A 13,521-nucleotide genomic window follows, 5' to 3' on the forward strand; every position below is an offset into this window, starting at 1 on the left:
TATCCGGTGAAGTTCGTAAAATATTTTTTTATTATTGTTATTTGTTGCATTTTTTTGGGAACCGCTTCGATTTTTGGCATGTACAAATATGTCGAAGATGAGTTACCTGACGTCGCAACAATGAAAGACATCCGCTTACAAACGCCGATGCAAGTCTTCAGTGCTGATGGTGAATTAATTGCACAATATGGTGAGAAGCGCCGTATTCCGTTGCCATTAGCTGATATTCCTCCCCTCATGGTCAATGCCTTTATTGCAACGGAAGATAGCCGTTTTTATGAACACCATGGTATCGACCCTGTCGGTATTTTCCGAGCGGTTACGGTGATGGCATCATCGGGTCATGCTTCTCAAGGGGCGAGTACCATCACTCAGCAATTAGCTAGAAATTTTTACTTAAGCCCAGAAAAAACGTTGATGCGTAAGGTAAAAGAAGCGTTTCTGGCCGTAAGAATCGAGCAGTTATTTACCAAGGATGAGATCATGGAGCTGTATCTCAATAAAATTTACCTTGGTAACCGTGCTTATGGCGTGGGCGCAGCAGCCTATGTGTATTTTGGTAAAACAGTCAATGAGTTGACGCTGAGTGAAATCGCGATGATTGCGGGTTTACCAAAGGCGCCTTCAACTTCAAATCCTTTATTCTCTTATGAAAAAGCGATCAGCCGTCGTAACGTCGTTCTGGGGCGTATGTTAGAAGAGAAATACATCACCCAAGCAGAATATGAACAGGCAAAAAGTGAGCCAATTGAGGCATCTTATCACGCACCCAAAATCGATTTCTCAGCGCCTTACCTCGCTGAAATGGCGCGTCAGACATTGTATGAGCAACATGGTGAAGATGCGTATACTGACGGTTACAAGGTCTACACAACGGTTATACGTAAAGACCAACTCGCAGCCACTGATGCGGTACGAAATAATTTAATTGATTATGATGTTCGTCATGGTTATCGCGGGCCCGCTGAAGTGTTGTGGACAGCAGGAGAGCCAGCTTGGTCGACAGAACAAATCATCGAAAAACTTAAAAAATCCCCTGTTTATGGCCCACTATTACCGGCTGTTGTGCTTTCCTCTACGGCCAGTGAAGCCACGGTACAATTGGCGGACGGGTCAACAGAAACCATCACGCTGGCAGGAGTGCGTTGGGCTCGTAAGTTTATTTCAGATACTCAGCAAGGCGGAACACCCAGCAAAGTTAACTCTGTGATCAACGCGGGTGAGCAAATTTGGATCCGTAAGGTGAAGGATATTTGGTGGTTGGGGCAAGTTCCTGAGGTAAATGGGGCTTTTGTTGCGCTAAATCCAAATAACGGTGCCATCATTGCATTGGTGGGAGGCTTTGACTTTAACATGAGTGAATTTAACCGTGTTACTCAGTCATTGCGCCAAGTTGGTTCAAATATAAAGCCTTTCTTATATACAGCTGCAATGGATAAAGGTTTAACGCTGGCCTCACTGTTAAATGATGTGCCTATCAGCCGTTGGGATGCAGGGGCAGGCTCAGACTGGCGACCTAAAAATTCACCGCCGCGTTATGCAGGCCCTATTCGCTTAAGACAAGGGTTAGGTGAGTCGAAGAACGTAGTGATGGTGCGCGCTATGAGAGCCATGGGCGTTGACTATGCGGCCGATTATCTGACACGCTTTGGCTTCCCTGCCGAGAATATCAATCGAACTGAAGCCTTAGCGCTAGGTGCACCTTCATTTACGCCAATGCAGATGGTGCGAGGCTATGCGGTGATGGTGAATGGTGGCTATCTGATCGATCCTTACTATATTCAAAAAATTGAGAATGCAGAGGGTGAGGTACTTTTTGAAGCGAAACCAAGAATAGCCTGCCCTGATTGTACGGATATTCCAGTTGTGTATGGCAATACTGAGCGGACGATAGCACTTAAAGGTATTGATGATGAGTCTACTGAAGAAGTCACTCAATCGGATGATAAACTTGCGGCACAAGAGCCAACAATGGATGTACCAGCAGCGAGCCCTGAAGAAGCCACGACTGAAAATCAGTATGCACCTCATGTGATTAGTACGCCGTTAGCTTTCTTAATTAGGGATGCGATGATGACCAACATTTACGGGGAACCCGGTTGGTTAGGTACGGGTTGGCGCGCAGCAAGAGATTTAGGTGGGCGTCGTGATATTGGTGGCAAAACAGGAACGACAAACAGCTCGAAAGATGCGTGGTTCTCTGGTTATGGCCCCGATGTTGTTGCGTCAGCTTGGATTGGTTTTGACGATAACAAACGTACTTTAGGCCGTACAGCTATCAGTGGCGGTGAGGCTGGTGCGAAGAGCGCTCAGCCAATATGGGATGATTTCATGAAATCTATCTTAGAAGGCGTTCCTGTTACGATGATGAAACCACCGAAAGGGATTATTGCGGTGTCTATCGATAGCCGCACAGGTAAGCTAGGTAGTTCTCGTAAAGAGTACTTTATTGAGGGAACTGAGCCGAAAGAGCATGCCATTCAGGAAGTCGGTACCACCATTATTGAAGAGAGTGGTGAAAGCCAAGAGTTGTTCTAATGTGCTGCTTCACCTTGTAATCGGTGAAGAGGTGGTTATAAAATGATCGTTAAATAGGAAAATCGTTATATTGATTTTCCTATTTATTTTTAGGCGATTATTTAAAGTTCGATGTGACGCTAGCTACGATTTTTTAAGAAGCGTTCAAGGTAAAATAGTGCGCTGATATTACGGGCTTCATTGAAGTCCGGATGCTCAAGCAACTCCATCATGCGGGCAATTGGCCATCTAACTTGTTGTAAAGGTTCTGGTTCATCACCTTCCAGCTTTTCGTTATACAGGTCACTCGCGATAAGTATATTCATCTTACTCGAAAAGTAAGATGGCGACATGGTGAGCTTGGCAACTTGTGTGATCTGGTTTGCACCGAAACCAATTTCTTCTTTTAGCTCGCGTTGTGCAGCTTCAATTGGTGTTTCGCCCGGATCGATAGCGCCTTTAGGGAACCCTAGCTCGTAATCTTCAATACCGACGGCATACTCTCGGATTAAGATTAAGCTGTCATTTATGAGAGGAACGATGAGAACAGCTTCACGTTTTCCAGGGCGCATTCTTTCATAGATACGTTTTTCACCGTTGCTAAACTCGAGGTCAACAGATTGGATGCTGAATAATTTGGAATGAGCAACATCCTGAATATTCAAAATTTTTGGCTTTTTAAGCTCTGTCATAATGGTTCTCGAATAGGGTGAATGAATAAAAAAATAGGCGATTGATGAAACATCGCTTTTACACGGTTATTAACTATGGCTTATATCAAAAAAAATTAATAGAGATTATCGGGTTGATAAAATGCTGTTAGTATAGCCAACACGCTTCAAGTTATAGGACTGGTGTGGTAAATAGAGTACAGTGCTCAAAGGTTCAAGTCACCTAAGTTCCTATATCAAATAGTGTGAGTTGGGCGTGTGCCAACATACAGATTGAATTATTTTATGTATATATCAGCGTATAAAAATAGCACAGATTAATAAATAAAAATTTTTAATTACAACATATTGTAAATTAACATAAAAATTAAAAAGAGAATAGGAATTGGCTTATATAGCGGCAGCGTAGTGATTGCTATGCTTTTCTTGATATTATTTCATTGGGGAAAAAATGCTTAATTACGTCATTATAACGGCTATTGTAATAATTAGCCTAACTATAATGGCTTCCTTTCTGTATTTCAGGCGGGGGCGGAATTCTGGCGTCTATCAGATCCCTTCTCAGGCTGAACCCTCTTTTCGCAAGATGATCGACTCTGATTATCAGATTATCTCACAGTACTTACGCACCAATCTTTTTTCTCCCCAAGGCTCTGAGCAAAATCCGTGGCAATTGAAGAAAAATGCCGTGATTGCCACCGTCTGTAATTCGGTGACTCGCTTTAATTTACGGCAAGAACAGACGAATGGCTGGCGTTATTTTATTGATACCATTGAGGTTAAACTTCCCGAGCAGCTTGAGCCTTATTTACAGCAAAAAAATGTCATGGAGTTAGTGGAAACTAACCATTTGCCATTAATTATTTCGCTAAATGGCTTTTCGCTAAAAGATTTTAGTTATGAATGGTCTTCAGAAGAAGCGACTGAAGTCACGACGCCAGAGGCGGCTATTCATGAAAGAGGGGAGCCTAATGTCCAGCTATTGCGTGTACGCAAGGAGACACTAGAAGAACATCAGCTAAATCATTCTTCAGGTTGGTTTGGCGCTATTTTGATCTGCCTCAGTTTCTTACTTGGGTATTTAGCGTTAGTGGCAATTCCTGTTGTGCAGTCGTGGGGATTTGTAGGCGCTTTTCTCTGCTTTGTTATTGGGTTGCTGGCGCTATTTCGGTTTCGTGTTTTTCCTAAAAAATTTCAAGATGTTCAATGTGTTTTTGGGCAACCGAAGCGATGGGAACTGTATGGTGAATTAGATAAAAGACAATCATCAACGGTATCTATTGGTGGTACAGATCTTTATTATCCACCCCATTGGGAGCCGTATATCCATCATGAATTGGATAAAGCGACAAATATCGATATGTATGCCTCAGGGCAAGTTCTACGGCATGGACAATACCTGTCATTGCATGAAGAGGAACGCTATTACCCCTATCGTCGATATAAAAAAAATCTACTGGTACTCGCAACGGGGCTATTGGTTCTAATTTTGATGTTTTCCTATCAATCCATGTGCTTACCCGTAAAACTTGGCGTTGCATGGCTTGAAGGCTCGGAGAAAGTGAAAGTCACCAATGTGGCTGAATTGGAAACCCGCAAGTTGAAGATTGGTGATAGTCTTGTCGCGAAAGGGGTTGGAATGTGCTATCGCCCCCCCAATTTATCTGACTCGAATCATGCCCAGTTTGCGCCTTTTGATTGTTCAGGTGTTTATTGGAACAATATGAATTTAGCGCCGGATCCAGAATCAGAAATTGTAGAGCGGGCCATTCGATTGTTAAATACGGTGCAAAGCCAATTGCATCCTGATAAAAACAGTGTTGGCGTTAACCCCCGATTACAACGTGACATTATGAAATCAGGGATGAATATTATTTTTGATTTTTCTGAAATAATATTGAGAACGAATGAATTATGTTACGAAGAGAATGCGTGCTCCAAACTGAAAAACGCCCTCATAAACCTAGGCAGCACAGATGATTGGGGAACGTTAGTGGTCAAAGCGTCCACCGGTAAATTAAGCGGTGCGCATGTTTTATTACGCGCAGGAAGCGCCGAGGCCTTGGAAAACCTTGTTGAAGTCACCACATATGAGTTTATCAAAGGCGAAGTGGAAAAAGAGGCCGCAAAACTTAATAGCCCCCCACCTGGTGGTGTGCTGTTAATTAGCGATGAAAATAAGGCATTAGTCGATTTTATCGTGGGAAGCACGTTTAATGATATGACTCCTCTGCAACGTTGGATGGAACTGAAACGAATAGCAGGCTTGCTTATTAATACGCCATTCGATATTGAAGGTATCATCACCAATTTATCGACCGATGCGAATGGGACATTGCATATCACGCTTCATAGTAAACCTGATGAACAAGTATTGTCTCGGTATGTCAGTAGCTCCTTATTTGCGCTTTTTCTCGCTGCTTGTGTGATACTAAACGGCACTTTAGTGATAATCCGTATCATGAATAACAAAAAGCGCTTACGTAATATTCAACAGTATTATGATAAGTGCTTTGAGGCAGACAATCTCTCCCATCAAAGATAACGTCTAAATGATGGAGGCCTCATTTTAAAGATTGGCATTGAGGATAACATCATGAAACAACCACCAACAGAACAGGTTCGCCTTGATAAATGGTTATGGGCAGCGCGTTTTTATAAAACACGTTCTATCGCTCGCGATATGATTGATGGTGGAAAAGTTCACTATAATGGGCAAAGAACGAAGCCGGGCAAAATAGTCGAACTAAACGCGCTGATCAGGCTAAGGCAAGGGAATGATGAACGAACGGTTGAGGTTTTAGAGATAAGTAGCCAGCGCCGAGGAGCACCGGAGGCGCAATTGCTTTATCGTGAAACGCAAGAAAGTCTCGAACAGCGCGAAAAAGTCCAGCAAGCACGAAAGATGAATGCGTTAACGATGCCTCATCCTGAACGACGCCCAGATAAAAAAGAACGTCGTACCTTACTAAAATTTAAACAATCGAACTCCCACGGTTCATCCTAAGGGCGGTTGACGCGGAAGGGTCAATTTTATTCGATTTAAACGTGTTTTAATCAAGAGAGGTTGTCGCTTAGTCCTCTAGGCAAAAACCCCTTATCAGTAATAGAGAGAAATTATGGCTAAACAAGACCTACTCCACCGTTTCCTGTTTGAACAACATGCTGTACGTGGGGAAATGATCAATGTTGACGAGACATTTCAGCAAATCCTGAATAATCATGATTACCCTGATGCCGTTAAAGGATTATTAGGTGAATTGCTTGTTGCAACGAGTCTGCTGACTGCAACCTTAAAGTTTGATGGTGATATTACTGTTCAAATTCAAGGCGATGGCCCTGTGAACTTGGCAGTGATTAATGGCAATAACTTACAACAAATGCGTGGCGTTGCTCGTATCAATGGTCCTGTTGTGGCAGGAAGCACCTTAAAGCAGATGGTTGGTAATGGTTATATGGTCATTACGATCACGCCAAATCAAGGTGAACGTTATCAGGGGATTGTTGCGATTGAAGGTGAAACGCTGGAAGAGTGTATTGATGCTTATTTCATGCAGTCAGAGCAGTTACCTACTCGTTTATTTATCCGCGTAGGTGAGTCAGAGGGTAAGGCCATTGCTGGTGGTATGTTACTGCAAGTTTTACCGGCTGCCGATGAAGATAGCCATGATATTTTCGATCACTTAGTGCAACTCACGGCAACGATTAAAGGTGAAGAGCTGAGCGCACTGGATGTCAAAGAAGTGCTACACCGCCTTTATCATGAAGAAGATGTGACTTTGTATGACCCGCAATCGGTCGAGTTTCGCTGTACTTGCTCACGCGAGCGTTGTGAAAGTACCTTAATGACGTTACCTGAAGAAGATGTTATCGATATATTGCAAAAAGATGGAAAAATTGATATGGAGTGTGAATATTGTGGCTCACACTACGTATTTATTGAATCCGATATTCAAGGGTTAAAAAATGTGCAAAATCAGCAACTTCACTGATACGATTTAGCAACCTAATTATGTGACGAGGGTGCAATTTTGCACCCTTTTTTTATAATTTTAAAGGCTTATTACGTGCTCTAAGTCTCATAATGAATTAAAAAAAATTATACATTTTCAATTCTTTGATAGCTATCGCTGTTAATTAGTCGTAAAGAATTATGATCATCTGTAGATTAGTTATGATTACCAGGAGCAATAATAATGAGCGCTAAAAGTATTACCCCTAAGGAACTCGAACAGTACGGCATTCACGATGTAGCTGACGTTGTTTACAACCCGAGTTATGAGCTGTTGTTCAAGGAAGAAACTAAACCTGGATTAGAAGGCTATGAGCGTGGAACGGTGACCACACTAGGTGCTGTCGCTGTTGATACCGGTATTTTTACAGGTCGTTCTCCAAAGGATAAGTATATTGTACGTGATGATGTGACCCGTGATACCGTTTGGTGGGCAGACCAAGGTAAAGGTAAAAACGATAACAAACCAATGACCCAAGAAGTTTGGAGTCATTTAAAGCATTTGGTCACTGAACAACTGTCAGGTAAGCGCCTGTTTGTTGTTGATGCATTCTGTGGTGCGAACGCAGACACCCGCTTAAAAGTACGTTTTATCACGGAAGTGGCTTGGCAAGCGCATTTCGTAAAAAATATGTTCATTCGTCCAACTGACGCTGAACTGGTTGGTTTTGAACCAGACTTTATTGTGATGAATGGTGCAAAATGCACTAACCCAAATTGGAAAGAACAAGGTCTGAATTCAGAAAACTTTGTTGCTTTCAACTTAACTGAACGTATGCAGCTAATTGGTGGCTCTTGGTACGGCGGTGAAATGAAGAAAGGTATGTTCTCAATGATGAACTACCTGCTTCCACTGAAAGGCATTGCGTCCATGCACTGCTCTGCTAACGTTGGTGAAGAGGGCGATGTGGCGATCTTCTTCGGTCTGTCTGGTACAGGTAAAACGACGCTGTCTACAGATCCAAAACGTAAGTTGATTGGTGATGATGAGCATGGTTGGGATGATGATGGCGTGTTCAACTTTGAAGGGGGTTGCTATGCGAAAACTATCCACCTATCTAAAGAAGCTGAGCCGGACATCTACGGTGCTATCAAGCGTGATGCATTATTAGAAAACGTCACAGTGCTGGCCGATGGCAGTGTTGACTTTGATGATGGTTCAAAAACAGAAAACACCCGTGTTTCTTACCCTATTTACCACATCGAAAATATTGTTAAACCTATCTCTAAAGCGGGTCACGCCACTAAAGTTATCTTCTTAACGGCGGATGCATTTGGGGTATTACCTCCTGTTTCACGTTTGACGCCAGAACAAACTCAGTACCACTTCCTATCTGGCTTCACTGCGAAATTAGCCGGTACTGAACGTGGCGTAACAGAGCCTACACCAACGTTCTCTGCCTGTTTTGGTGCAGCATTCCTGTCCTTGCACCCAACACAATATGCAGAAGTATTAGTTAAACGTATGGAAGCTGCGGGTGCGAAAGCCTACTTAGTGAATACAGGCTGGAATGGTACGGGCAAGCGTATCTCTATTAAAGATACTCGTGCCATCATTGACGCTATCTTAAGCGGTGATATCGAGAAAGCAGATACCATTAAACTGCCTATCTTTGATCTGGAAGTGCCAACAGCATTACCGGGCGTAGATACCAACATTCTTGACCCACGTAATACTTACGCTGACAAAGCACAATGGGATGAGAAAGCGAAAGATTTAGCTGACCGTTTCGTGAAAAACTTCGATAAGTATACAGATACCCCAGCGGGTGAGGCTCTGGTTAAAGCAGGTCCTAAACTGTAATAACGTGTTGAGTTTTAAAAGATAAGGCCCTCAATTGAGGGCCTTTTTGACATTGAAACATTATTCAGCGGCAGGTAAATCGAACAGTAAGATTTCGCTATCTTCACTTGCCTTAATCGTCAGTTGGTTTTCTTGCCAAATGGCTAAACCATCGCTGGTTGTTGCGGTTTGGCCATTCACCTCAACAGTGCCTTTGACCACTTGGATCCAAACAACTCGCTTATCTGCAAGCGTATAGGTGTGTGTCTCGTCTTGGGGTAATGCCCAACGCCATAATGTCATGTCTTGATAGACTTTTAACGAACCTTCTCTTGCATCTGGCGAGAGGACTAATTGCTTGCCATCCGCAGAATCAAAGCGTTTTTGCTCATAACGAGGCTCGATACCCGCCTTTTCAGGTAAAATCCAAATTTGGTACAAGTGAAGACGATTTTTATCATCTGGATTGTACTCTGAATGACGTATACCTGTACCGGCGCTCATGATTTGAAATTCACCCGCTGGGATCTGCTCCATGTTACCCATGCTGTCTTTATGTTCCACCGTACCTTCAAGAACATAAGTTAAGATCTCCATGTCTTTATGGGGATGAGTGCCAAAACCTTGACCAGCATCGATAAAATCTTCGTTGATGACACGGAGCGCGGAGAAACCCATAAACTGTTCATCATAATAGTTAGCAAACGAAAAGGTATGCCAGCTGTCTAGCCAACCATGATTAGCATGGCCGCGTTCATTCGCTTTACGTACATAGATCATTGTGTCATCTCCTTAAAAGCGCCCCTATTTGTGCTGAGGTGCGCTAAATGTATTGCTGACAGTTTAGCTAACTTGGCAAAAGAGAGAAGTAGACAGGTTTGACCTTAGGATCCAAAAAATTTGAATGAGATGAATAGATAAAAAAATAGCCAGCACTAAGCTGGCTAAACTAAACACTGGAAGCAATGTGAGCAATGTCGTACTGCCAAGACAGTTGCTGTATAAGCTATGTCGAGGAAGTGATTTGATGATAATAGTTATCACTATCGTTTGTAAAGCGTTTTTTTTAATCAAAATCAGATAAATTATAATAAAATCTGCAATTATATGATTTCTATAAAAATTAAAAATATCCATTATTTTTCAATGGATTAAATTTTTTTTGTTAAAACGAGATTTTTGAACGAGACACACTAAGAGTAAGGGTATTATGCGTCTGCAAAGCGTAAATCGCCTTTGTCGAATTATGGGGAAACGCCCTACAATTTATCGTAGGGCGTCTACTATTTCGTTTATTTTGCGTTAAAGGGGAGGCTTTCAGCGCAAGCAGAAGCGGAGCTCCATGCCCATTGGAAATTGTAGCCACCAAGCCAACCTGTAACATCGACCACTTCGCCAATAAAATACAACCCTTTTATTTTGAGGGATTCCATGGTTTTCGATGAGAGTTCCCGTGTATCCACCCCACCTAAAGTCACCTCTGCGGTTCGATAACCTTCGGTACCATTGGGTTGGACTTGCCATTGATGCAAATTATGATGCAATGCTTCGATTTGTGGATGATTAAGTTGTTTCAGTGCGCAATCAGGGATTTGCCCCTGAGCCTGTAAGACTTCAATTAATCGCTTAGGTAATAGCTTACTGAGCGTTGTTTTGAGTGATTGGTTTGGGTGATTCTGTTTCTCTTCACTCAAATAGTCGATGAGATCGTGCTCAGGAAGTAAGTTAATACTTACATATTCACCTGGGTTCCAATAGCTTGAGATCTGCAAAATAGCAGGACCAGATAGTCCACGATGGGTGAATAGAATATTTTCTTTAAACAGAGTACCGTTAGCGGCGGTCACGGTGGCGGCGACTGACACCCCAGAAAGAACTTGTAAGGCTTCTAATAGCGGCTTATGTAGCGTAAAAGGAACGAGGGCAGCACGAGTCGGTAAAATAGGGTGACCGAATTGCTCTGCGAGTCGATAGCCAAATGGTGTTGCTCCAAGGCCTGGCATCGACAGCCCCCCTGTCGCCACAACAAGTGAGTGTGTACTTACTTCATTTCCGTTTGCAGTAACAATAAAACCATCATCGGTTTTCTCAACATGGGTTACTTCGCTGCGTAATTTTACGGTGATATTGGGTGAACGGCACTCAGCTTCTAACATGTCGACAATATCTTGTGCGCTATTGTCACAAAATAACTGACCGAGTGTTTTTTCGTGATAGGGAATATTGTATTTATTAACTAACGCAATAAAATCCCACTGTGTATAGCGAGCAAGTGCTGACTTACAAAAGTGAGGATTTGCGGATAGGTAATTGCTGTGATCGGCATAAATATTGGTAAAGTTACAACGCCCGCCACCTGACATGAGAATTTTTCTACCGAGTTTCTTTCCGTTATCCAATACAAGTGTATTTAGCCCTCGTTTTCCTGCTAATGATGCACAAAACAGTCCCGCAGCACCTGCACCAAGGATAATGACGTCATAATTTTTCACAATACAAAATTCTCTATCTAGTTGATGTTAAACACGTTTACGCAGTAAGTGATCGTATCAAATTATATTTCAATGGTTATCATGTGGCTCGTTATACAACAACTAATGAAAAGTCTTGAATACATATTATAATTAGGTTCTGCTGAACTTTTGGGCTTACTTTGTTGCTTATGACTAAGCCTTTAGCTTGCGCTAAAAATCGATTTATGGCGCATCTAAAAAATCAGTAGGTTGTTAGATATTCGCCAAAAAAGATGAATTCACTCTAATTTGGGTGAAATTCTAACGAAAAAGTTTAAAAAAATCAGAATAAAAACAAATTGTGTAATATACTGATAAATATAGGGTAATGACCATGTTGTACTTTTTTTCACAGTAGCGAAATCAAAAAAAGGTTAGATTTTGCTTCCACCGCTAGCGTTTGTCACTGATAATGCGCCGCGTTCATGACCAACATAAAATGGCTTAACGTCTATGCTACATCTTTTTACAGGTTTGGAATTTTACACAGGCCTATTGTTAGTACTGGCACTGTTATTTGTGCTGTTCTATGAGGCAATAAATGGCTTCCATGATACCGCGAATGCGGTAGCAACGGTTATCTATACCCGTGCAATGCGAGCGCAATTTGCGGTTGTTATGGCGGGTGTGTTTAACTTTTTTGGTGTTCTGCTCGGAGGTTTGAGCGTTGCGTATGCGATTGTTCACTTGCTGCCGACAGACCTTTTGCTTAATGTGAGCTCAGCTCACGGCCTCGCAATGGTCTTTTCATTGCTACTGGCTGCAATTATCTGGAACCTTGGAACCTGGTATTTTGGTATCCCCGCATCAAGTTCTCATACATTGATTGGGGCGATCATTGGTGTTGGTTTAACCAACGCAATCGTGACTGATTCATCCATCGTTGATGCGTTGAATATACCTAAAATGATCAGTATTTTCATGTCCCTTATCCTTTCTCCTGCTATTGGTTTTGTGATCGCTGGATTGATGATTTTTGTTTTGCGCCGTTATTGGAGTGGAACCAAAAAGCGTCGCCGTATTCACTTAACACCAGCAGAACGTGAGAAAAAAGATGGTAAGCGCAAGCCACCATTTTGGACGCGTACTGCATTGATCCTATCAGCAGTTGGCGTGAGTTTCTCTCATGGTGCAAACGATGGGCAAAAAGGCATCGGTCTTATCATGCTGGTATTGATTGGTGTTGCACCCGCGGGCTTTGTCGTCAATATGAACTCAAGTGGTTATGAGATCGCAAGAACTCATGATGCCGTTGTACATTTACAACAATACTATGAGACACATAAACCAGCCTTAAACCATGCGATTGAAAATACGCCGACGGTTACGGGTACTGATGAGATTGGTGAAGAGTTCCATTGCGATAGCTCACGTACACCTATCGTTCTAAATCAAGCACAACAATTGCTGAATGGTATTCAAAGCTACGATGAGTTAACACCAGAGCAGCGCAACCATATGCGCCGTTTACTCATGTGTATCTCAGATACAGCGAATGCCGTTGCTAAGTTGCCAGAAACCAGCTCACAAGATGCTAGTTTACTGAAAAAGCTAAGCAATGACCTATTGTATACCGTTGAATATGCACCATTGTGGATCATCATTTCCGTTGCGTTAGCGCTGTCTATCGGAACAATGTTTGGCTGGAAACGTGTTGCTGTGACGATTGGTGAAAAAATCGGTAAGAAAGGCATGACCTATGCACAAGGTGTGTCCGCACAGGTTACCGCCGCGGTTTCAATCGGTGTTGCAAGTTATACGGGAATGCCTGTTTCTACCACCCAAGTTCTATCTTCGGCAGTGGCTGGAACCATGGTCGTTGATGGCGGTGGTGTACAGAGCAAAACAATTAAGAGCATTGCTTTGGCATGGTTATTGACACTACCTGTTTCTATCGGCTTGTCCGGTGGATTATACTGGATTGCATTGATGATCATTTAGTACAGAGTAAGCGTTTTCTACTGTATAGCTGACAAAATGAATAACGATAATAGTGATGAGCTAATAAGTTCATCACTATTTTTT

The 13,521-nt window shown here is 42.5% G+C and carries 9 protein-coding genes; 6 read left to right on the top strand and 3 right to left on the bottom strand.

The genetic code is table 11. The features are described 5' to 3' along the window. The first annotated feature begins 6 nt into the window (after nucleotides 1-6). Nucleotides 7-2,538 carry a peptidoglycan glycosyltransferase/peptidoglycan DD-transpeptidase MrcA gene (gene mrcA, locus ACWPW6_RS00415; RefSeq protein ID WP_163860473.1) on the top strand — a complete coding sequence of 844 codons (2,532 nt, stop codon included), beginning with the start codon at nucleotides 7-9 and terminating at the stop codon, nucleotides 2,536-2,538. 119 nt (nucleotides 2,539-2,657) lie between these two features. Here the strand turns inward: mrcA and nudE are convergent, their stop codons facing one another. Next, on the bottom strand, nucleotides 2,658-3,209 hold the full coding sequence (gene nudE / locus ACWPW6_RS00420) for an ADP compounds hydrolase NudE (protein WP_154621841.1): 552 nt from the start codon (nucleotides 3,207-3,209) through the stop codon (nucleotides 2,658-2,660). 430 nt (nucleotides 3,210-3,639) lie between these two features. On the opposite strand from nudE, the gene ACWPW6_RS00425 reads away from it, so the two are divergent. The 4 genes from ACWPW6_RS00425 (at nucleotide 3,640) to pckA (ending at nucleotide 9,004) form a co-directional block, all read left to right on the top strand. Next, nucleotides 3,640-5,733: an IgaA/UmoB family intracellular growth attenuator gene (locus ACWPW6_RS00425; RefSeq protein WP_247046855.1), complete on the top strand. Its 2,094-nt coding sequence runs from the start codon at nucleotides 3,640-3,642 to the stop codon at nucleotides 5,731-5,733. A gap of 51 nt (nucleotides 5,734-5,784) precedes the next feature. Continuing rightward, nucleotides 5,785-6,195: a ribosome-associated heat shock protein Hsp15 gene (gene hslR / locus ACWPW6_RS00430; protein WP_154622047.1), complete on the top strand. Its 411-nt coding sequence runs from the start codon at nucleotides 5,785-5,787 to the stop codon at nucleotides 6,193-6,195. A gap of 112 nt (nucleotides 6,196-6,307) precedes the next feature. Continuing rightward, the gene (hslO, locus tag ACWPW6_RS00435) at nucleotides 6,308-7,180 is read left to right on the top strand and encodes an Hsp33 family molecular chaperone HslO (RefSeq protein WP_154622046.1); all 873 of its coding nucleotides are present in this window, start codon (nucleotides 6,308-6,310) and stop codon (nucleotides 7,178-7,180) included. Between the two features lie 204 nt (nucleotides 7,181-7,384). Beyond that, on the top strand, nucleotides 7,385-9,004 hold the full coding sequence (gene pckA / locus ACWPW6_RS00440; protein WP_154622045.1) for a phosphoenolpyruvate carboxykinase (ATP): 1,620 nt from the start codon (nucleotides 7,385-7,387) through the stop codon (nucleotides 9,002-9,004). A 60-nt stretch (nucleotides 9,005-9,064) separates the two neighbouring features. Here pckA and ACWPW6_RS00445 read toward each other — a convergent pair whose 3' ends face one another. Together ACWPW6_RS00445 and ACWPW6_RS00450 are read right to left on the bottom strand one after the other, a co-directional pair. Beyond that, the gene (locus ACWPW6_RS00445) at nucleotides 9,065-9,763 is read right to left on the bottom strand and encodes a pirin family protein (protein ID WP_154622044.1); all 699 of its coding nucleotides are present in this window, start codon (nucleotides 9,761-9,763) and stop codon (nucleotides 9,065-9,067) included. Between the two features lie 512 nt (nucleotides 9,764-10,275). Beyond that, the gene (locus ACWPW6_RS00450; protein WP_163860477.1) at nucleotides 10,276-11,475 is read right to left on the bottom strand and encodes a BaiN/RdsA family NAD(P)/FAD-dependent oxidoreductase; all 1,200 of its coding nucleotides are present in this window, start codon (nucleotides 11,473-11,475) and stop codon (nucleotides 10,276-10,278) included. 474 nt (nucleotides 11,476-11,949) lie between these two features. Here ACWPW6_RS00450 and pitA point away from each other — a divergent pair, with 474 nt between their 5' ends. Continuing rightward, on the top strand, nucleotides 11,950-13,437 hold the full coding sequence (gene pitA / locus ACWPW6_RS00455; RefSeq protein WP_154623235.1) for an inorganic phosphate transporter PitA: 1,488 nt from the start codon (nucleotides 11,950-11,952) through the stop codon (nucleotides 13,435-13,437). Nucleotides 13,438-13,521 lie beyond the last annotated feature (84 nt).

The sequence above is a fragment of the Providencia sp. Marseille-Q8014 genome (assembly GCF_965112055.1).

Excerpts from the sequence above, each read along its gene's own strand:
- ACWPW6_RS00445 (WP_154622044.1), bottom strand. The coding sequence starts at position 9,763 with ATGATCTATGTACGTAAAGCGAATGAACGCGGCCATGCTAATCATGGT.
- hslO (WP_154622046.1), top strand. The coding sequence starts at position 6,308 with ATGGCTAAACAAGACCTACTCCACCGTTTCCTGTTTGAACAACATGCT.
- nudE (WP_154621841.1), bottom strand. The coding sequence starts at position 3,209 with ATGACAGAGCTTAAAAAGCCAAAAATTTTGAATATTCAGGATGTTGCT.
- ACWPW6_RS00425 (WP_247046855.1), top strand. The coding sequence starts at position 3,640 with ATGCTTAATTACGTCATTATAACGGCTATTGTAATAATTAGCCTAACT.
- hslR (WP_154622047.1), top strand. The coding sequence starts at position 5,785 with ATGAAACAACCACCAACAGAACAGGTTCGCCTTGATAAATGGTTATGG.
- pitA (WP_154623235.1), top strand. The coding sequence starts at position 11,950 with ATGCTACATCTTTTTACAGGTTTGGAATTTTACACAGGCCTATTGTTA.
- pckA (WP_154622045.1), top strand. The coding sequence starts at position 7,385 with ATGAGCGCTAAAAGTATTACCCCTAAGGAACTCGAACAGTACGGCATT.